The sequence below is a fragment of the Arachnia rubra genome (genome assembly GCF_019973735.1).
Taxonomy (GTDB): domain Bacteria; phylum Actinomycetota; class Actinomycetes; order Propionibacteriales; family Propionibacteriaceae; genus Arachnia; species Arachnia rubra.
In genome coordinates this window covers 417055-437243 of record NZ_AP024463.1, presented here as the reverse complement: position 1 = coordinate 437243, position 20189 = coordinate 417055, and the positions used below count along the sequence as shown (strand labels likewise).

Annotated in this window: 19 protein-coding genes; 12 read left to right on the top strand and 7 right to left on the bottom strand. The window is 65.5% G+C overall.

All coding sequences use genetic code 11. The features are described from left to right. Nucleotides 1–151: 151 nt before the first annotated feature. The 3 genes from SK1NUM_RS01870 to SK1NUM_RS01860 form a co-directional block, all read right to left on the bottom strand. Complete coding sequence (locus SK1NUM_RS01870) at nucleotides 152–2365, bottom strand: heavy metal translocating P-type ATPase (RefSeq protein WP_212324607.1); 2214 nt, start codon at nucleotides 2363–2365, stop codon at nucleotides 152–154. Nucleotides 2366–2422: 57 nt separating this feature from the next. Further along, on the bottom strand, nucleotides 2423–2632 hold the full coding sequence (locus SK1NUM_RS01865) for a heavy-metal-associated domain-containing protein (protein ID WP_212324605.1): 210 nt from the start codon (nucleotides 2630–2632) through the stop codon (nucleotides 2423–2425). A 95-nt stretch (nucleotides 2633–2727) separates the two neighbouring features. Next, the gene (locus SK1NUM_RS01860) at nucleotides 2728–3072 is read right to left on the bottom strand and encodes a metal-sensitive transcriptional regulator (RefSeq protein WP_317988070.1); all 345 of its coding nucleotides are present in this window, start codon (nucleotides 3070–3072) and stop codon (nucleotides 2728–2730) included. Between the two features lie 426 nt (nucleotides 3073–3498). Here SK1NUM_RS01860 and dnaB point away from each other — a divergent pair, with 426 nt between their 5' ends. Further along, entirely contained in the window at nucleotides 3499–4887 is a 1389-nt protein-coding gene (gene dnaB, locus SK1NUM_RS01855) for a replicative DNA helicase (RefSeq protein ID WP_212324603.1), read from the top strand. A gap of 294 nt (nucleotides 4888–5181) precedes the next feature. Here the strand turns inward: dnaB and SK1NUM_RS01850 are convergent, their stop codons facing one another. Then, complete coding sequence (locus tag SK1NUM_RS01850; RefSeq protein WP_212324601.1) at nucleotides 5182–5832, bottom strand: NlpC/P60 family protein; 651 nt, start codon at nucleotides 5830–5832, stop codon at nucleotides 5182–5184. Nucleotides 5833–5941: 109 nt separating this feature from the next. Then, nucleotides 5942–6397: a hypothetical protein gene (locus SK1NUM_RS01845; RefSeq protein WP_212324593.1), complete on the bottom strand. Its 456-nt coding sequence runs from the start codon at nucleotides 6395–6397 to the stop codon at nucleotides 5942–5944. A 496-nt stretch (nucleotides 6398–6893) separates the two neighbouring features. Between SK1NUM_RS01845 and SK1NUM_RS01840 the strand changes: the two genes are divergently transcribed. The 3 genes from SK1NUM_RS01840 to SK1NUM_RS01830 all read left to right on the top strand — a co-directional run bounded on the left by SK1NUM_RS01840 (nucleotide 6894) and on the right by SK1NUM_RS01830 (nucleotide 8347). Then, complete coding sequence (locus tag SK1NUM_RS01840; RefSeq protein WP_212324591.1) at nucleotides 6894–7136, top strand: type II toxin-antitoxin system VapB family antitoxin; 243 nt, start codon at nucleotides 6894–6896, stop codon at nucleotides 7134–7136. Beyond that, nucleotides 7133–7513 carry a type II toxin-antitoxin system VapC family toxin gene (locus SK1NUM_RS01835; RefSeq protein ID WP_212324589.1) on the top strand — a complete coding sequence of 127 codons (381 nt, stop codon included), beginning with the start codon at nucleotides 7133–7135 and terminating at the stop codon, nucleotides 7511–7513. The genes SK1NUM_RS01840 and SK1NUM_RS01835 overlap by 4 nt, the downstream gene beginning before the upstream one ends. Before the next feature lie 96 nt (nucleotides 7514–7609). After that, entirely contained in the window at nucleotides 7610–8347 is a 738-nt protein-coding gene (locus SK1NUM_RS01830) for a sulfite exporter TauE/SafE family protein (protein WP_212324583.1), read from the top strand. Nucleotides 8348–8388: 41 nt separating this feature from the next. Here the strand turns inward: SK1NUM_RS01830 and SK1NUM_RS01825 are convergent, their stop codons facing one another. Next, nucleotides 8389–9576 (bottom strand): Gfo/Idh/MocA family protein, encoded by a 1188-nt coding sequence (locus tag SK1NUM_RS01825; RefSeq protein WP_212324581.1) that lies wholly within the window; start codon nucleotides 9574–9576, stop codon nucleotides 8389–8391. A 201-nt stretch (nucleotides 9577–9777) separates the two neighbouring features. Between SK1NUM_RS01825 and SK1NUM_RS01820 the strand changes: the two genes are divergently transcribed. The 8 genes from SK1NUM_RS01820 to SK1NUM_RS01785 all read left to right on the top strand — a co-directional run bounded on the left by SK1NUM_RS01820 (nucleotide 9778) and on the right by SK1NUM_RS01785 (nucleotide 18961). Beyond that, nucleotides 9778–10707: a TIM barrel protein gene (locus SK1NUM_RS01820; protein WP_212324578.1), complete on the top strand. Its 930-nt coding sequence runs from the start codon at nucleotides 9778–9780 to the stop codon at nucleotides 10705–10707. Continuing rightward, on the top strand, nucleotides 10704–11720 hold the full coding sequence (locus SK1NUM_RS01815; protein WP_223927734.1) for a Gfo/Idh/MocA family protein: 1017 nt from the start codon (nucleotides 10704–10706) through the stop codon (nucleotides 11718–11720). Before SK1NUM_RS01820 ends, SK1NUM_RS01815 begins: the two co-directional genes overlap by 4 nt. A gap of 12 nt (nucleotides 11721–11732) precedes the next feature. Continuing rightward, nucleotides 11733–12602: a sugar phosphate isomerase/epimerase family protein gene (locus SK1NUM_RS01810; RefSeq protein ID WP_212324570.1), complete on the top strand. Its 870-nt coding sequence runs from the start codon at nucleotides 11733–11735 to the stop codon at nucleotides 12600–12602. Nucleotides 12603–12820: 218 nt separating this feature from the next. After that, nucleotides 12821–13279: a peptidoglycan-binding domain-containing protein gene (locus SK1NUM_RS01805; RefSeq protein WP_212324568.1), complete on the top strand. Its 459-nt coding sequence runs from the start codon at nucleotides 12821–12823 to the stop codon at nucleotides 13277–13279. Between the two features lie 207 nt (nucleotides 13280–13486). Continuing rightward, nucleotides 13487–15091 (top strand): Na+/H+ antiporter, encoded by a 1605-nt coding sequence (locus tag SK1NUM_RS01800; protein ID WP_212324566.1) that lies wholly within the window; start codon nucleotides 13487–13489, stop codon nucleotides 15089–15091. Nucleotides 15092–15404: 313 nt separating this feature from the next. Beyond that, nucleotides 15405–16415, top strand: coding sequence for a sugar ABC transporter substrate-binding protein (locus SK1NUM_RS01795; RefSeq protein WP_212324551.1), 1011 nt, complete (start codon nucleotides 15405–15407; stop codon nucleotides 16413–16415). A gap of 49 nt (nucleotides 16416–16464) precedes the next feature. Next, a complete protein-coding gene (locus SK1NUM_RS01790) occupies nucleotides 16465–17988 on the top strand; it encodes a sugar ABC transporter ATP-binding protein (RefSeq protein WP_212324544.1) in 1524 nt (507 codons plus the stop codon). After that, a complete protein-coding gene (locus SK1NUM_RS01785; RefSeq protein ID WP_212324542.1) occupies nucleotides 17981–18961 on the top strand; it encodes an ABC transporter permease in 981 nt (326 codons plus the stop codon). The genes SK1NUM_RS01790 and SK1NUM_RS01785 overlap by 8 nt, the downstream gene beginning before the upstream one ends. 103 nt (nucleotides 18962–19064) lie before the next feature. Here the strand turns inward: SK1NUM_RS01785 and SK1NUM_RS01780 are convergent, their stop codons facing one another. Further along, entirely contained in the window at nucleotides 19065–20174 is a 1110-nt protein-coding gene (locus SK1NUM_RS01780; protein ID WP_212324540.1) for an alpha/beta hydrolase, read from the bottom strand. Nucleotides 20175–20189: the final 15 nt, after the last annotated feature.

The window sequence follows — 20189 nt, the reverse complement described above, 5'->3', positions numbered from 1 at the left end:
GATTGTAGCCACGATCCACCCCTGCTGGGCAAGAGGTCCGCGACATGAACCTTCCTATTGAGCAAAACCCCAGGTCACGACGGCATCGGCTCCTGCCCTGGGGTTCCCGGGAGGAGCCCCAGGGAGCCGAAGTGAACCAGTGGCTGCAGGGCTAACTGAAGTTACGCAGCCTGAGAGAATTCAGCACTACGAACACGCTGGAGCACGCCATGGCCGCGCCGGCGATCATCGGGGTCAGCAGCCCGAGGGCAGCCACCGGGATGGCTGCGACGTTGTAGAGGAAGGCCCACAGGAGATTCCCCCGAATGGTGCGGTCCGTGGCGCGGGAGAGCCGGACGGCGTCCACCACCCCCATCAGGTCCTCCCGCATGAGGGTGAGGTCGCTGGCGGCCATGGCCGCATCGGTCCCGGCGCCTATGGCGATCCCCAGGTCGGAGATGGCCAGCGCCGCGGCGTCGTTCACCCCGTCACCGACCATGGCGACGCGCATCCCCTCGGCCTGCAACCCGGAGATCACGGCCGCCTTGCCCTGGGGCAGCACCTCAGCATGCACCTGCTCGATGCCCACCTGCGCCGCGACCGTCTCGGCCACGGCCTGCGAGTCACCGGTGAGCAGCACCGGCCGCAAGCCCAGTTCCTTCAAGGCAGCGACGGCCTCCACAGCGCCGGGCTTGAGCTGGTCGCCGACCACGATCCGCCCCAGCAGCGCGCCGTCACGGACCACGAACACCTCGCTGCCGAGTGGCGTCGGCTCACTGGCGGTCTCGATCCCCTGGTCAGCAAGCAGTCGCCGGGACCCCACGGCCACCGGCACACCGTCCAGCAGGGCACGCGCCCCGATGCCCGGGAGCGCTTCGAACTGTTCCGCGGCAGGCACCGACGCACCGCGCTCCACGATGGCACGGGCGATGGGATGCTCAGACCCGGCCTCCACCGCGGCGGTAACCCGCAGCAGCTCGGCCTCGCTGGCGCCGTCAGCCGGCTCGGCCGAGAGCACCGACATCTTCCCGGTGGTGAGCGTTCCCGTCTTGTCCAGCACCACGGCCTGGACGGAGCGGGCTTTCTCCAGGGCCTGGGCACCGCGGATGATCACGCCCAGCTCAGCGCCGCGCCCCGTTCCCACTAGCAGCGCCGACGGGGTCGCGAGCCCGAGCGCGCACGGGCAGGCGATGATGAGCACCGCGATCCCGGCGGTGAGCGCAAAGGTGGCTCCGGAGCCCACCAGCAGCTGCACCATGAAGGTGATCATGGCCAGGACCAGCACAGCGGGGACGAAGAACTCCGTGATCCGGTCGGCGAGACGCTGGGCCTGCGCCTTGCCGGTCTGGGCCTCCTCCACCAGGCGCGCGATCTGCGCCACCTGCGTGGCCGAGCCTACCGCCGTCGCCTTGACCACGAGGCGGCCCGTGGTGTTGACGGACCCGCCCACCACGGTGGATCCAGGCCCGACCTCGACGGGCAGCGACTCCCCCGTGATGATGGCGGCGTCAACGGCGGAGCTGCCCTCTGTGACCACCCCGTCGGCGGCCACCTTCTCCCCGGGACGCACCACGATCAGGTCGTTCAGCGACAGCTCACCCGCGGGGATCGCGACCTCCGCGCCGTCGCGCAGGATCGTCGCCTCCTTGGCTCCCACCTCCAGCAGCGCCTTGACGGCCGAACCGGCTTCTCTCTTGGAACGGGCCTCGATCCAGCGTCCCAGCAGCAGGAATGCGACGATGCCGGCGGCGGCCTCGAAGTAGACGCTGCCCATCGGGTCCGCGTGGTCGAGCGTCAGCGTGAACCCGTGGGTCATGCCGATGACGCCGGCATGCCCGAAGAACATCGCCACCACCGACCACAGCCACGCCACCGAGGTGCCGAGGCTGACCAGGGTATCCATGGTGGTGGCGCCGTGGCGCATGTTGGTGAGCGCCGCCTTGTGGAAGCTGCGCCCGCACCAGAACACGACGATGGTGGTCAGGAGCAGCGCCAGCCACTGCCAGCCGGGGAACTGCAGGACCGGCACCATCGACACCACGATCACAGGAACCGCTAGCGTGAAGGCCAGCTGCACCCGCGGCAGGAGCACGTCGGCGCGTTCCTCCCGCGGCTCGACGGTGGTCTCACGCGCCCCGTAGCCCGCGGCCTCGACCACCGCGATCAGGTCTTCGGCGGTGGTGCCCCTGGGTGCCTGGACGCTGGCCCGTTCCGTCGCATAGTTGACGCTCGCGCGCACCCCGTCGACCTTGTTCAGCTTCTTCTCGATGCGGTTGGCGCAGGAGGCGCACGTCATGCCCGTCAGGTCGAGGGAGACGGACACCGACCCCTTGGTCCCCTTGGCGGACGTGTCCGGCGTCCGCTCAGCGACGCTCACGCTGGTCATGAACGCCTCCTTCCTGCCGTGCTTCCCGGCGTTGAGCCCCCGTCAACAGGAGTCCTCTCAGGCCTCGGTGACCGTGTAGTCGCCGGCCTCGGCAACAGCCTCGGCGATCGCGTCGAAGGGGATGCGGTCGCTGGAGTCGATGACCATCTGGCCGGAATCCCAGTCGACGGTGACCCCATCGACGCCATTGATTGCCTGCACCTCCTCGGTGACGTGGGAGGCGCAGTGCCCGCAGGTCATTCCGCTGACGGCGTAGGTGGTCTTCATGGTTTTCCTTTCTGGATTCTGGCCTGGCCGCAGGGCCCGGCGCTTTCCCCGCTTCCCGCCGGGAGCGGGTTGACGATGAACCGGCGCGGCGGGCCTCAGCGGGCCAGCCGGGAGATCGCGGTCATGGCCTCGTCGAATTTCTCCTGGGCCGCGTCCCCGCCCTCCCTGACGGCGGCGGCGACGCAATGCTCCAGGTGGTCTTTGAGAAGGGCCATCGAGACTGCCTTGAGGGCGCTGGTGACGGCGGAGATCTGGGTCATGATGTCGATGCAGTACTCGTCCTGTTCCATCATGCGGGCGATGCCCCGGGTCTGCCCCTCTATCAAGCGCAGACGCCGCAGATAGGCCTGTTTGTCGGAGGTGTAGCCGTACTGCGCATGGCAGCCCTCGTGATCCTTTTCCACGACCAGGACAATACCCCCCAGGGGTAATAGATTCAACAAGAGTGACTCCTCGGCAGCCCGGGCGCGCCCCCACAAACACCGCCGCATGCCGGCGAAGTCCATGGGGTAAGAGCTGCGATGACACAGGCGGCGGAGACGCCTCACGCGGTGGAACCGGCCGCCCGGGCTGGGGCTTACCCATGGCGCCCGGCGCGGATTCTCACCATTAACCTTTGCCGCCTCATTTTTATCCACAGCCCCCGGGACGAGATGGGAAAAGCGGCACCAGAACCGTCCTGACCATGGGTTTATAACGATTAAATAACGATCCTGAGGGTTTTCCTCTACTTCTGGGGCGGGACATCGTCGCTTACACACCGCCTGTCCACAGCTCTCCACAGAAGTTTTCCACAAACCCTTCCCGGTGATGTCGTCGCCCGGGATTACATTGATTAGCCCGGTTGGGGGCAGGAAGGGTAAGGCATGTTGGAGGAATTGGAGGATTACACCTCGGAGGCATACGCCGAGGAGTCTGTGGGCCGCACTCCCCCGCAGGACCTCCAGGCCGAGCAGAGCGTCCTCGGCGCCATGCTGATGAGCAAGGACGCGATTTCCGACGTGGTCGAAGTGCTGCGCGGCAGCGACTTCTACCAGCCCCGGCACGAGACTGTCTTCGAGTCGATCATCAGCCTCTACGGCCGCGGCGAACCAGCCGATCCCATCACCGTCGCCGCTGAGCTCAGCCGCACCGGCGACCTCCAGCGCGTCGGCGGGGCCGTCTACCTCCACGACCTGCTGGCCACCATCTCCATCGCAGCCAACGCCTCCTACTACGCGGAGATCGTGCGCGAGAAGGCGATCCTGCGGCGCCTGGTGAACGCGTCGATCCGGATAGCGCAGCTCGGCTACCAGGGGCAGGGCGACGTCGACAAGATCGTCGACGAAGCCCAGCAGACGCTCTTCGAGGTCACGGGCTCCAAGACCAGCGAGGACTACAAGTCGCTGAACGAGCTGATGGAGCCGACCTTCGACGAGATGGAGGCGATAGCGAACTCCGGCGATGCCCTGTCCGGGGTGCCGACGGGCTTCACCGACCTCGACACCCTGACGAACGGCCTCCACCCCGGCCAGATGGTCATCGTCGCCGCCCGGCCAGGGGTCGGGAAGTCCACGTTCGCCCTTGACGTCTGCCGCGCCGCGGCCATCCACCACGACCTCGCGACAGTCTTCTTCTCCCTGGAGATGAGCCGCACGGAGATCGTGATGAAGGTGCTGAGCGCGGAGGCATCGGTGCCGCTGCAGAAGATCCGCGGCGGCCGCATGGACGAGAACGACTGGCAGCGCATCACCGACCGCTCCGTGACGCTGTCGGGGAAGCCATTCTTCATCGACGACTCCCCCAACCTGACGATGATGGAGATCCGTGCGAAGGCGCGTCGCCTGAAGCAGCGCAACAACCTTCAGCTGATCTGCATCGACTACATCCAGCTGATGACGTCAGGCAAGAAGGTGGAGTCCCGCCAGCTGGAGGTCTCGGAGTTCTCACGCCAGATCAAGCTGCTGGCCAAGGAGTTGGAGGTGCCGGTGATCGCGCTGTCGCAGCTCAGCCGCAACACCGAGCAGCGCAAGGACGGGGTGCCACAGCTCGCCGACCTGCGCGAGTCGGGCTCGCTGGAGCAGGACGCCGACATCGTGATCATGCTGCACCGTCCCGAGCTGTACACCCAGAACCCCACCGACGAGGAACGCGGCCAGGCGGCCTTCCACATCCTGAAGCACCGCAACGGGCAGCTCGACAAGATCGACGCCCTGTTCCAGGGCCACTACTCTCGTTTCACCAACCAGCCGGTGGTCACCTTCAACGCCGGCTGACCAGATCCTGCCGGACCCGCGCGCCGGGCCGTCTCCGGTCCCCGTAGGAGCATGGCGGGCGGGGTGGCTGTGCGGGGCCGTCTCGGCGGGCCAGTCGCTGTGGGGCTTTCCCCGCCGACGACCCAGGGCCGGTGACGCGGGATCGGCCGTGCCCGGCAGCTTCCGCAGCGCCGACCGGCATCCGGCCACCACACCCAGCGTCGCCGGCATCCCGAGGGTGCCGGCGACGGAGCGCTGCAAAATACGGAGTGCTGCGAAAATCAGCGTTTTATACACCCACTAGAGCGCAGCCTCCTATGCCGCTGTGGCGAGTGCCAGGTCGATGGGCGTCTCTGAGGACGTCAGGGTCGCCGCCACACTGGCGAGGGCTTCGCCGCCTGGCAATGCGCTGGCCGAACCTTCCTCGGAGGCGGAGGCCGAGTCGGACGGCGTAGACGATGGGGCGCTCTCCGCGGGCTTCGAGGCAACGTTCGATAGCTCGGCTGAAGTCGACTCCGAGGGGGACTCGGCGCTTGACGCAGGGGTCTTACTGCCGCCGTCGGCGTTGCCGGTAAAGTCAAACCAATTGGGACGGCCGACGAGGGTCACCTTGTCGCGCATGAGATCCGTGACGGGCTCCTCGACGACGCCGGCGCCGGATGCGACGCCCCACGAGTGAACGACCTTGTTGTCGCCGATGTAGAGGGCCACGTGGTGGACGTTGGCGAAGTAAACGCCGGTGGTGCCGGCACCCTCCGGGTCCGGATGCGACCAGAACAGTAGATCGCCGGGCTGCCAGTCGCCCTTGCCGGGATCGGTCCAGGCACGGTTCTGCTTGAACAGCCACGCCGCGACCTCGTATGCCTGCCCCACCTGGGTGCGACCTTTGCCGAAGTCGACGTAGTCGCCGACGCGGGTATTCTTGTCATCGACGTAGGTGGTGTGCTTGTAGTCCCAGCCGTTCATGACCATTGATATAGCTCACATTTAACAAAATCTAAATGTTTATCTGATTTTCAGGCCCATGCGGCGGGGGTTTGGCTTATTCAGGACAGCAGGTTTTGTTTTAACGGGGCTATACGAACGACGAGCAGGTCAGCGCGTAGGGTGCTTTGTATTCTTTATGGACGATTATGTTCGTTGTTAAGGGGGTCTTACGCTGGGGATCCCAGATCAAGGAACGACCGGCGTCGACGAACGTGCGGGCACGCTTGGCGACGTCGAGGGTAAAGCTCACTTTCGCGACGGTTGGGCTGTCGGCGATCCCCACGGGGATGGCCCACTTTCCGTTGGCCGTCGGGACACCCATGTTGCCGTCAGCGCTATCCGGCTTGCTGCCAACGATTTCCCAGACGGTCCCAGCACCATCGTCCGCGGTGGCATTCCCCTGCGTGCGGACCTTGCCGCTCAGGCCTTTCGAGGCCATGAGGGCTTTGACATCCTTGACGGTGGGGATGGAGTCCGCCCGGGCGGTAAGAGGTGCGCACGCCATGAGGCACGCGGCCGCTAATGCTGCAAGTAATCGTCTCATCAGACCTCCTTGTCAAGTTTCCTGGGCCGAGAGCCTCGGCCCTCCTTCGCGGCCCAACCCTTCCATGGGCGCGGCTCAAGCTTTCGCGGGATTCTCAGGTTTACCTCAGGATTCCGTCAGCCTTTGGGACATCATGGGCACGACGACGGGTCAGCCCGACGCACCTTGGCAGCCGTTTTCACCACATTATGCCTTGTCAGAGCGAAATGAGTCCGTCTCGGCAGCCAGGCGTCCCGGGCTAGCGGTACCTAAGAATTCTTCGAAGTCGCGATGATCGAGATCAATCCCACCGTGCGGGCAGTGCTACTGCCGGGGCACAGCATTGCTTGTCGGAACAGCTCGCCGGAGTGGCAAAGACGGCGCTGCCCGGGCTGGCGACTACCTCCCGCCACTCCCACACTCTGCTGGCCTTATCGCTGTTTGCTGGCCTCACAGCACAGGCAAACGCACACAAGGCCAGCAAACCGGAGGTAGGGCCACGAACTAGACTTGGCCCATGACAACACTCATCATCGACGACCCACGGGTGCAGCTGATGATCGACACCCTGGCCGAGCAGCGCGGCACCACCGCGGTGGAGGTCGTGCGGGAGGCTGTCGAACAGCAGCTGACCGAGCAGGAACAGCGGCGCATCAACCGGCTGGCAGCCATCAAGAAGATCCAGGCACGAGCAGCCAAGACCAAACATCTGTGGCTCACGGATGACGACATTTATGACGAGAACGGCCTCCCCAAATGATCATCGACACTTCAGCGGCCATCGCAGTGATGCGACACGAACCGGAGGCCGAAGAGTTTTTGAAGACCATCGCGGCAGCCTCTCATGTCCGAATATCAGCGGCTTCTGTCTTGGAGATGGCGATTGTCAGCCGCGCCGATCCAGGGCTGGCAGAGGATTTCGTGGCTGACATGGGGTTCGAAGTCCTCGACATCAATGCTGAGCATCTCTACGAGGCGATCCGCGCTCAGGAGCGTTTCGGACGTGGCTCCGGCTCGCCGGCCAAGCTCAACTTCGGGGACTGCTTCAGCTATGCGGCCGCGAAGGTGACGGGCGAGCCGCTGCTGTTCAAAGGAGACGACTTCACCCATACCGACATTCACAGCGCCCTTTCCTGACTCTTCCGACGCCTGGACCGCCGCCGGCAAAGACGCCAGCCACGCGACAGCGAACCCTCCGCCAGCAGTGTGACACGCCCCCAGTAGGCTGACCCGGTGATCGAGTTGCCCGCCGTCGCCTGGGGTGTCCTGACGGTCGGGGCGCTGCTCGTCGGAGTCGCAAAGACGGCACTGCCCGGGTTGGCGACACTCGCCGTCGCCGCCTATGCCACCGTGCTGCCCGCCCGGGAGTCGACGGCGGCGCTGCTGGTGCTGCTGCTGGCCGGCGACCTCGTCGCGATCTGGGCCTATCGCAGGGACTGCGACTTCACCACCCTCAGACACCTCCTACCTGCGGTGCTGGCCGGCGTGGTGCTGGGTGCCGCCTTCCTGGCCTTCGCGGACAACACCACCATGCGCCGCACGATCGGCGTCATCCTGCTGGCCCTGACCGCCCTGACACTGTGGGGCATGCGCCGCGGCCTGGACTCCGCCGCTGCCCAGGGACCCTGGGCGCAGGCCGGTTACGGTGCCCTGGGCGGCTTCACGACGATGGCCGCGAACTCGGGGGGCCCCGTGATGACGCTGTACTTCCTGGCGGCCCGTTTCGACATGATGCGATTCCTGGGCACCCAGGCCTGGTTCTTCTTCCTGGTCAACATCGCGAAGCTGCCGTTCTCGCTCGGCCTCGGGCTGCTTGCCACCGACATGCTGACACCGCTGCTGCTCCTAGTCCCGGTGACGCTATCCGGCGCATGGCTGGGCCGCGTCACAGTTCGCCACCTCGACCAGAAGTGGTTCAACCGCGTCATCATCGCGCTGACCATCGTCTCGTCGCTATACCTGCTGCGCTGAGGGGTCACAAGCCCCGCCACGCCGGGATGCCGTCGGGCCTGTCAGGCCTGCCAGGTCGTGCGGCCTGTGACGACGGGGACGTCGTGCCACTGGCCGTCAGCCGCTGAGGCGACGGCGGCCTCGTCGATCTCCGCGGCGGCCCAGCCGTCGGCCACCGATGGGGCGAGCTGCCTGCCCGTCAGCACCGACTCGATGAACTGGGCCGCCTCGACGGTCTTCATGTCGTCGAAGCCCATGGACGTGCCCGCACCGGGCTGGAAGATACTGAACGCGGGGAAGTCGGGGCCCGCCATGACCCGCGTGTACCCCTGGAACTCCTGGTCCCGGCCGGCGCAGACGAGAAGGTCGTTGAGGTGCTCGAAGTTCCACCTGAGCGACCCGTTCGTGCCGTAGACCTCGACGATGTACTCGGCGCGCGGGCCGACGGCGACGCGGCTGGCCTCCAGGGTCGCGACCGCCCCACCCTCAAGACGCGCCAGGACCGCCACCCAGTCTTCGTTCTCGACGGCGCCGAGCTCGTCGGAGACCTCCCAGCCGGTGTGTCCGATGCCGGCTTTGGTGGGGATGGGGCGCTCGGGGATGAACTGCGCCGACGTCGCGGTGACGGCCTCGATGCGGCCGGCGAGGTACTGCACCAGGTCGGCGCCGTGGCTGAGGAGGTCGCCAATGACGCCGGATCCGCCCTTGTCGCGGCTGTGCCGCCAGGTCAGCGGCCCCTCCGGCGACGACCCGTAGTCTGCGATCAGCCAGCACCGCACGTTGGTGACGCGCCCGATCCGGCCGTCGCGGATGAGCTGCCGGGCGCGCTCGATGGCGGGGGTGTGCCGGTAGTTGAAGCCGACGGCCGTGATCAGCCCGGCGGCCTCCGCGGCCTCGGCAATCTCCCGCGACTGCGCCGCCGAGACCCCCATTGGCTTCTCGATCCAGAACGGCTTCCCGGCGGCGATGGCGGCCAGGGCGATCTCGTGATGCAGGAAGTTCGGGGAGCAGATGCTCACCACATCGACGTCTGGGTCCGCCAGGAGCTCACGGTAGTCGGCGTAGGCGCGCTCGAAGCCGAGAGCGGCGACAGCCTCGTCGCGGGCCGCCTCGACGGGGTCGCAGGCGGCAACGAGCTGCACGTCAGCCTCCAGTCCCTGGTACCGCTCGGCCAGGGCGCGGTAGCTGCGCGCATGCAGCCTGCCCATCCATCCGAGGCTGATGACCCCAACGCCGATCTGCTTGCTCATCCACTTCTCCCAGGTCTGGGCCACCCTCAGCGGTGGCACACTTGTTCGAACATATCACCTGCCCCAGACCGTAGACAGTCCCCAAAAATCAGCCCTGGGAATCAGTTTCATTAACGAAATAGAGAATGCAAAACCAATTGACAGGACATTTGCCTGAAACCTAGTCTGGAGGCGCCCAACGACGCGCCAGAAAGGACCTCCATGGCCGACAAGTCCCGCAACCCCGAACCCCGATACAACAAGCTGACCATCGGCGTCTGTCCTGACCAGTGGGGCGTCTGGTTCCCCGAGGATCCGGCGCAAATTCCGTGGGAGAAAGCCCTCGACGAGATGGCCGAGGCTGGTTTCTCCGTGATGGAGACCGGTCCCTTCGGCTACTTCCCCACCGACCCCACGCGCCTGGCCGAGGAAATGGGCAAGCGAGGTTTCCGCGTCGTCGCCGGCACTGGTTGGGGCGTCCTCCACAAGGCCGAGGCCTGGGCCGACACGGAGCGCACCTTCCGCGCCATCGGTGAGACCCACGCCGCCGTCGGCGCCGAGTACGTGGTGCACCTGCCACCGATGTTCCGCGACGAGCACACCGGCGAGTTCACCGATGTGCGTCACCTCGACGGCGAGGCCTGGGATCTGTACATCAACAACGCCAACCGGCTCGGCCGCATGATGAAGGAGGACTACGGCCTCACGATGGTCCTCCACCCGCACGGCGACTCCCACATCGAGACCCGCGAGGACATCGACCGCATCTTCCAGGCCACCGACCCCGAGTACGTCGGGTTCTGCCTGGACACCGGCCACATCGTCTACGGCATGGCCGACAACACCGCCCTGATCCGCGACTACCCGGAGCGCATCTCCTACGTCCACATCAAGGCCATGGACCCGAAGCTTGTCAAACAAGCCCACGACGAGGACTGGCCGTTCGTGAAGGCCGTCAAGGCGGGCTGCTCCGTGCCGCCACCGGAGGGTGAACCCGACATGCCGAGCCTCGTCGAGGCCCTCGCCGATCTCGACAAGGAGCTCTACGTCATCTGCGAGCAGGACATGTATGGCTGTGACCCGTCCTACCCGCTGCCCAACGCCATCAAAGTCCGCGAATACCTGGCCTCCATCGGCCTCGGAGTGAAGTGAGCGACACCATGACCCTGCGCATCGGAATGATCGGCCCCGGCGGGATGGGGCAGGCGCACATCGAACGCATCCACAGCGTCATCGCGGGCGGTCGGGTAGTGGCCGTCACCGACCTCAACGCCGAAAACGCCCGGAAGGTCGCCGACCGGATCGGCGCAACAGTATTCCCGAGCGCCGCGGAACTCATCGCCTCGAACGACGTCGACGCCGTCATGATCTGCAGCTTCGGGCCCGCCCACGAACCCGACGTGATCGCAGCCGTCGAGGCCGGCACGTACGTCTTCTGCGAGAAACCCCTCGCCCCCACCGCCGAGGCCTGTGCGCGCATCATGGAGGCCGAGCAGAAGGCGGGCAAGAAGCTCGTCACCGTCGGTTTCATGCGTCGCTTCGATGCCTCCTACCGGGAGATGAAGGCCATCCTCGATGCCGGCGAGATCGGCGAGGCCCTCATGGTCCACAACGCGCACCGCAACCCGACGGTGCCGGAAAGCTACACCTGGGACATGGCGATCAACGACACCGCCATCCACGAAATCGACACCATGCGCTGGCTGCTCGGCGAGGAGTTCGTCTCGGCCCGCGTCGACAAGCCGAAGAAGACCACGAACCGTTTCCCACACCTGCAGGACCCGCTGGTGCTGATCCTCACCACCACCTCCGGGGTGCGCGTCGACGACGAGATCTTCGTCAACTGCCAGTACGGCTACGACATCCAGTGCGAACTGGTCGGCGAGAACGGTGCAGTGCGGCTCAGCGACCAGGAGCTGGTGCAGCGCGCCGACCTGCAGGGTCGCCGCAACCGGCTGACCATGGACCACAACCAGCGCTTCGGCCAGGCTTTCGTGCGTGAGGTGCAGGAGTGGATCACCGCCGTCTCGCAGGACCGTCACACCGGCTCCACCGCGTGGGACGGCTACGCAGCTGCCTGTGTCTGCGACGCCGGCGTCAAGGCCCTCGAGGCCGACGGCGAGGTGGCGGTCGAGATGATGCCCAAACCCGCGTTCTACGCCTGAGGAGGAACCCCCATGGTGAAAATCCTGCTGGATCCGTCGATGTACCACCCCCACCTCAGCGTCGCCGAGGAATGCTTCAAGGCCGCCGATCTCGGCTACGAGTACATCGAGCTGTCGCCGCGCGCCGACTTCCACGAGTGGCACCACTACCCCAAGGTCGACGACGCAGAGGTCGCGAAGGTCAAGAACGCCATGGCCGCCTCCGGCGTGAAGATCTGGACCTTCAACCCGGTGTTCAACTGGTCCTCACCCGACGAGCAGGAACGCCAGGCGCAGGTGCGCAACTTCCGGCGGCTGCTGGAGATCGCCGAAGAGCTGGAGGTGCCGCTGATCGCCACCGAGTTCTCGGGCGACCCGAACGAGCCCCTCAAGTCGGAGCACCAGTTCTACAAGTCCATCGAGGAGCTGATCCCGGACTTCGAGAAACGCGGCATCGAGTGCACCATCGAGGCCCACCCGTACGACTTCGTCGAGACGAACGACCGGGCCGTGCAGGTGGTGCGCGGGGTGAACAAGCCGTGGCTGAACTACGAGTTCTGCCTGCCGCACCTGTTCCACCTCTCCCAGGGCCAGGGAAACCCGCGGGCGCTGATGGAGTACGCCGGGCCGCGCCTGAAGCACGTCCACATAGCGGACGTGTGGAATCACCTGGCGAACGTCGGCAACCGGTACATCATCAACCCGCCCGGCGTTGATGCCCGCATCCACCAGCACAACGAGATCGGCAACGGCGAGGTGCCGTGGGACGAGGTCTTCGGCTACCTGCGGGAGACCGACTACGACGGTCCGCTGTCGGTGTGCGTCTTCGGCTGGGAGGAGGACGCCGACGCCATCCACGTGAGGATGCGTGAACGCCTGGAAAACGAGCTCACCAAGAGGTAATGTGTTTGCGAGAGCAAATTGCTCTTGGAGATTCCGCCGCCAGGAGTGCCGGTCCGAGCAGGTGACGTCCAGTCGCCGCCACGGCAGGGGCGGGCCAGGAGGATGCACCAAGGAGTGCGTTAAGGACAATCCACACAGGAGAATGCCCACGACACCGGCAAGGGCCGGACCATCTCCACCGGCGGGGTCTCTCAGTTACATACGGAAAGGAAGAAACCATGACCTCTCATGGACTGAGCCGCCGTAGCGTACTGACTATGGCGCCCCTGGGCGCGCTCGGCGTCGCCCTCGCAGTGAGCAATGCCCCTCAGGCCAAGGCCGAGGAGCTTTCCACCTATTGGATCCAACGGGACCTGATCTACTTCGGGTTCCTGCCGATTGGCTCGGATGACGGCATCTACGGCGCCCAGACAACGGAGGCAGTCCGGTGGATGCAGTACCGCGCGGGGCTCGAAGAGGACGGCATCGCTGGACCAGAAACCCAGCAGGCTCTGTTCGACAGGGTTTTGCATGTTCAAGAGAGAGTCCCTGGGTGTGAAGCCGACGGCTATGCAGGTCCGGATACTTTCGCAAAGACCGCTGAAATGCAGACTGACAACGGTCTACCTGCGACCGGAGTCTGTGACGACGCCACTCTCAAAATCGTGAAACAGGGCCTCTGGAAGGACCCGAAGTAGGGTCAGCGACCCACCGGTCGTCAAAGACCAGCCCCTCCGGGCACTGCCCGGAGGGGTTTTCATGGTGTGAGGACGCTGGCGGGCAGGGGTTGTTCACGTTTCCAGGGACCTGACCGTGTTGTCGGGGACGGTCCGGGTTGCGTCATCCGGGATAATCATTGTGGCTGGCTTTTCTCGCCCGCATCGAGAGCCCCGGAAAGGAACCCCATGGAAGGTCTCATCGTCGTGGTCAGCGTCGGTGCCGCGGTGGTGGCTGGCAATGCCCTGGCTCCCATTCTCCGGCTCCCCGTGCCTCTGACCCAGGTGCTGCTGGGTTTCCTCGTGGCCTTCATCCCCGGTCTGGAACACCTGGGGATGCCGCACGAGGTGGTGCTGATGCTCTTCCTCCCGGCGCTGCTGTTCTGGGAGAGTCTCACGACGTCGAAGAACGCCATCCGCCGCGACCTGCGCGGCATCCTGATCACCTCGACGGTATTCGTGGTGGCCACCGCCTTCGCCGTCGCCTGGATCGCCTCGTCGCTGGGCATCCCGTGGGCGGCGGCGCTGATCCTCGGCGCAGCCGTCGCCCCGCCCGACGCTACCGCGGCGGCGGCCTTGGCGAAGGGCCTGCCGCAACGCCAGTTCATGCTGCTCAAAGCGGAGAGCCTGACCAACGACGGCACCGCCTTGGTGGTCTACGCCATCGCCGTCGGCATAGCGCTCGGCGGGCACTACACCCCCTGGGACATCACCCGGATGGCGCTGGTCTCGTTCCTGGGCGGCATCCTGGTGGGGATCCTGATGGCGGCTGTCGCCTACCCGGTGTTGTCGAGGCTGCGCGACCCTATCGTCCTCAACATGGCCCTCATCGTCACGCCCTACGCGGCCTACCTGACGGCGGAGCAGATCCACGCCTCGGGAGTCCTGGCGGTGGTGGTGGCCGGCCTGATCATCTCGGCCTTCTCGAACCGGCTGAGCACCCCGGAGTCCCGCACCCAGGCGGAGCACGCCTGGCCGCTGGCGACCAGCCTGCTGAACGGGGCGCTGTTCCTGCTGATCGGCGTCGAGACACAGTCGCTGGTCTTCCGTTTCCAGCCCGCAGAGCTCCTAGCGCTGGCAGGTATAGCCGTCGCCGTCGCGGTGACCCTAGTGGTCTCGCGTTTCCTCTTCCTGCAGCTCACGGTGATGATCATCCGCTCCCTCGACCGCAGGCCCGAGCAGCGGCAGCGCCGGATGTCCTACCGGGCGCGGCTTGTGAGCGGGGTTTCGGCGTTCCGGGGCGCGGTCTCGCTGGCGATCGCGCTGTCGATCCCCCTGACCATGAACGACGGCTCGCCGTTCCCCTACCGCGACGAGGTGGTGCTGATCGCGGCCCTGGCGATCATCATCGGCATCGCGGTGCAAGGACCGCTGCTGCCCAAGGTCATCGCCTGGGCGGCGCGCGGCGGCCATGCCGGAGACCAGGAGGAGAAGGAGCTGTCCGAGGAGCAGCGAATCACCGAGGCGCGCCTGGCGATCCTCGCGGTCGTGCGTCCGGAGCTGCCCGATCTGGCGGAGCAAGCTGGTGTCTCCCCCTGGGTCGCGGAGGAGATGGCCGACCGCATCGACACCATCGCCGCACACATGAACGCCGGCGATGACGACGACGAGGCGGAGGGGCTTTCCGAGGTCGCCGCCCTGGAACGCCTCCATCTGGCGGTGATCGCCCGGAAACGGGAGATCCTGGGGCAGCTGGTGCGTGAGCGCCAGATCGACGACGAGACAGCCAGGATCATTCGGGCCCGCATGGACCTGGAGGAGATCCACCGCAACGGCTACCTCCCCTACGAGTGAGGCCCCGGGCACCACATCCGCCCACTGCCTACTGGCCGGCCGCCCCGGCCCGCTGGCATACGGCTCGGTGGCTCCACCCGGCGCCACCGCCGCCGCGAGGCCTCCCGGCCTGCCCATAGACCTGGAGAGGTGGGAGCATCCCCGCACACCAGCTCACGATGCGCGGTCAGGACGCGGGTCTCGTCTCGCCCCGCAGGACTCTCTGGCTATTTGTATTGACATTTCCACCTTCTTTGCGACAGTATCGTCAGGTCGCAGGGAGGCGACTTCCCCAGGTCCCGCCGGGGCCTCCGACACGAGGAAGTGAGAAGGAATGAAGCCAGTACCCAAGCTCGCCGCGCTGGCCATGGGCGCAGTGCTCGTCCTGACCGGATGTGGCATGACGACCGACGGAGTCGCCGGTGCGGACGGAGAGCCCGGAGCCGTCACCACGCAGGACTACCAGCCTTCGGAGGTCGTCAAGCCGAAGAATGGGAAGAAGCTGAAGATCGGGGCTAGTTTCCCCGTGCTCGACCAGTTCCTCCAGAACGTCGAAAACGCCATCAAGGCCCGCGGCAAGGAGGCCGGGGTCGAGGTGAGCACCGACTCAGCGCAGGAGAAGGCGGAGGTGCAGCTCAGCCAGATCGAGAACATGATCTCCTCCGGCGTCGACGCCCTCATCGTGCTGCCCCAGGACACCGCCACCACCGCCCCGATCACCCAGCGAGCCAAAGAGGCGGGCATTCCACTGGTATACGTCAACCGCCGCCCGCAGCAGCTGCCCACTGGCGTCCCCTACGTCGGGTCCGACTCGCTGATCGCCGGCCGGATGGAGATGGAGGCCCTCGCCAAGCTCACCGACTACAAGGGCAACGTCGCGATCCTCCAGGGCGACGCCACGCAGGAGGCCGCCCAGCTGCGCACCCAGGGCTGTAAGGAGATCGTCGCCGAGCATCCCGAGATGAAGGTGGTCTCCGAGCAGACCGGGCTGTGGATGCGCGACAAGGGCCTGGCCATCACCGAGAACTGGCTGCAGTCCGGTCAGCAGATCGACATCATCTGCTCCAACAACGACGAGATGGCCCTGGGCGCCATCCAGGCTTTCACGAACGCAGGCAAGCTGGACCAGGTGCACATCGGAGGCGTCGACGCCACACCCGATGCCCTCGGCGCGATGAGCGCCGGGAAACTCGACATAACGGTCTTCCAGGACGCCAAGGGCCAGGGGAAAGCCGGTGTGGACACCGCCATCCGGCTGGTCAACGGTGAGGAGGTCCCGGGAGTCATCAACGTGCCCTACCAGCTGGTCACGCCCGAGAACATGGCCGAATTCCAGAATCGATGAGGATTGAGCGACCGGGAGCGACTCCGCTATCCCGTTCACAGGAGAACCAATGCAAGAGGTAATTCTGCGGATGAGCAACATCCGCAAGACCTTCCCGGGAGTCGTGGCGCTTGACGAGGTCGACCTGAACGTCCGCAGCGGCACGGTGCACTCCCTGATGGGAGAGAACGGCGCGGGCAAGTCCACGCTGATGAAATGCCTGATCGGCATGTACCAGCCGGACTCCGGCTCGGTGGAGCTGGCCGGTGAGGAGATGAACTTCAAGGACACCAAGGACGGCCTGGAGCACGGCATCTCGATGATCCACCAGGAGCTATCGCCGGTGCCTGAGATGATGGTGGCGGAGAACATCTGGCTGGGCCGCGAGCCCCGCGGCCCCCTGGGGCTGCTGGACCCCCGGATCATGATCCGCAAAACCCGTGAGCTCTTCAAGGAGTGGGACATCGACATCGATCCCAGGGCTCAGATGAAGACCCTGTCGATCGCCAAGCAGCAGATGGTCGAGATCGCGAAGGCCATCAGCTACGACGCCAAGATCATCATCATGGACGAGCCCACCTCGGCGATCCCGGAACGCGAGGTGGAGCACCTCCACAGGATGATCAAGCGGCTGACCGATTTCGGCGTCGCGATCATCTACATCACCCACAAGATGGACGAGGTCTTCAAGATCTCCGACGACATCACGATCTTCCGCGACGGCAAACACGTCGGTTCCTATGCGGCCAAGGACCTCGACCGGGACAAGCTGATCAAGCTGATGGTCGGCCGGGAGCTGACGGACCTGTTCCCGAAGCTGGAGGCCGAGATCGGCGACGTGGTGCTGTCAGTGCGCAACCTCACGCGCGGCAGCGTGGTCAAGGACGTCAGCTTTGACCTGCGCCGGGGCGAGATCCTCGGCATCGCGGGGTTGATGGGCGCTGGGCGCACAGAGGTCCTGGAGACCATCTTCGGAATCGAGAAGGCCGATTCCGGCGAGATCATCCTCGACGGTAAGTCGCTGAGGATCAGGCAGCCCGCCGACGCTATCCAGGCGAACCTGGCCCTGCTGACCGAGGACCGCAAGCTGAACGGCATCATGGGGGTGCTGTCGGTTGGCGACAACATCACGGTCGCGGCGTTGCCCCGCTACAGCCCGGGCGGCTTCCTCAAGGTCAGCGAGATGCGCAAGGACTCGCAGGAGCAGCGCGAGAAGCTGCGCATCAAGACCCCGTCGCTGAACCAACTCATCAAGAATCTGTCCGGCGGTAACCAGCAGAAGGCTCTGATCTCACGTTGGCTGCTGACGGTTCCGGATGTGCTGCTGATCGACGAGCCCACCCGCGGCATCGACGTCGGCGCGAAGTCCGAGATCCACCGGCTCATGTCGCTGCTGGCCCGGCAGGGCAAGGCGATCATCATGGTCTCCTCCGAGCTGCCCGAGGTGCTCGGCATGAGTGACCGCATCCTAGTCATGCATGAGGGCCGCATCTCTGGTGAGCTGTCCCGCGAGGAGGCCAACCAGGAGTCCGTCATGCATCTGGCCACCGGCGGCGACGGAGTCGTCGCGAGCGAAGGAAACCCCAATGTCTGAAACCGCCACCACCGCCCGTCCGAGCCTCGACTTCGGGGAAGCCCTGAGGAAGTACTCGATAGTCCTGATCCTGCTCGCCTTTGTGATCGTGGTGAGCATCATCACCGAGGGCCGGTTCCTGCAGACGCAGAACCTGTTGAATGTCGTGGTGCAGGTAGCGCCGATCGGCATCATCGGCCTCGGGATGATGGCTGCCATCATCACCAAGGGAATCGACCTATCGGTCGGCTCGACGGTGGCGCTGTGCGCCATCGTGTCGGCCTCCCTGGCGCAGGTCCCCGGCCCCAGTGCGTTCTTCCCGAACCTGCCCTCCCTGCCGATCGCCCTGGCCGTGGTGGCGGGCCTGGCGATGGGCACCCTCGTTGGCGCCGTCGTCGGCAGCCTGATCGCGGTCTTCAGGATCCCGCCGTTCGTCGCCACCCTCGGCATGATGACCGCCGCACGTGGCTTCGCGAACATCTACAACGATGGCCGGCCGATCAGCAACACCGCCCCCAAGTTCAATGAGCTTGGCGAGGGCGTCATGCCCATCCTGCTGCTGGCCTTCGTCGCCATCGTCATGTGGCTGGTGCTCAACCGCACCCGCTTCGGCCGCCACGTCTACGCCATCGGCGGCAACGAGATGGCCGCGAAGGTCTCCGGCATCTCGGTGCCGAAGACGCAGTTCAAGATCTACGCCCTGATCGGCCTGCTGGCTGGCCTGGCAGGCGTCATCCTCACCGCCCGCACCGGGTCCGGCAGCCCGACCCTGGGCAACATGCTGGAGCTGGACGTGATCACCGCCACCGTCATCGGCGGCACGTCGTTCAACGGCGGCATCGGCACCGTCTGGGGCGTCATAGTCGGCACGCTGATCATCGGTGTGATCAACAACGGCCTGAGCCTGATGAACGTCTCGGCGTTCTGGCAGATGGTCGTCAAGGGCGCCATCATCGTGATCGCGATCATCATCGACGAACGCAAGAACAGATAGCCGCGTCACAACGCGAGATGGGGCTCCCACCTGGGTCAGGTGGGAGCCCCATCGTCATGCGGCACGCCCGGATGCGAAGTGCGGATCCGTACGCGACGCCACGTCAGGAGTTCAGCGACTGCATCATCCCGGGCAGGTCCTCAGCGAAGCACTCTTTCCACAGACCCCACTCGTGCGTCCGGTCGGGAAGGAACTTGTAGTCGTGATCTATACCGGCACTGGTCAGGGCGTTTGAGAAGCGTTCATTCGTCGTGTGCACAGTTGCTTCCTGGATATCTGCACCGAAATTATCGATGAACGAACGAGCTCGCCTCTTCAGCTCATCCAGAATTCGGTCCTGATCACTGGGCAATGGTGCGAAAGTACTGAGGATAGTCCCATCCCCCGACCGGATGAAGAGACGCTTCCCACGATATTTCTCAATGTTCTCCATGGGGTTATACCCCTTGGCGATCTCCGGATATACCTCGTTTCCCCATGTGGAGCCGGGAAGATTCGAGGTCCGCCAGTACCCATTGAGGGCATCCGCCACAGGCCCCATCCAGATGACGGCCCTGACGGCTCCTCCCCCTGGAGAACCCGGTCGACAGTCGGAAGGACCGGAGTAGGCGCTGATCGAGCGGAAGTGCCCGTAGTAGCGCTGCCCGAGGGCGAGCGCTCCCCAGCCGCCCATGGACAGACCCGCGATGGCCATGCGGGACGGATCGGTGCGGAAGTTCTCATGGACGTAGGGCAGCACACGCTCCATGATGAAGGTCTCCCAGGCCGCCTCACGCCCAGGAAGCGGGTAATTAGCGTTGCTGTAGAACGACCCTCCACCACCGTCGGGCATGACGACGATGAGGTCCTGGCCCTTCGTCGCCTCGATGACGTTTCCCTCCCTGCTCCAGTCCAGGAACATTCCCCTACCGCCATGCAGCAGCAACAGCACGGGGTACCGGCGGTCCGGGGAGGAATCGTAGCTCTCCGGCAGGGTGACTCGCACCGACGGGTCGAAGACCTGAACCCCTTGGGCCCTGAACCGGAAGTCGATCGACCGGAGCTCCGGATGCTGCCACGGCGACCCGTCAATCGGCGTGAGACCGTGAGAGGCGCCGAAGGCATGTGCTGTCTCCGCAGCGCCGAAAGCCAGCAGGGGCACTGCCGCAGCCCCCGCGAGGAGAGACCGCCTGGAGACCTTCAACGAAGCTGCTTTAGATATCACAGTGGACACGAAACTCACTCCTTA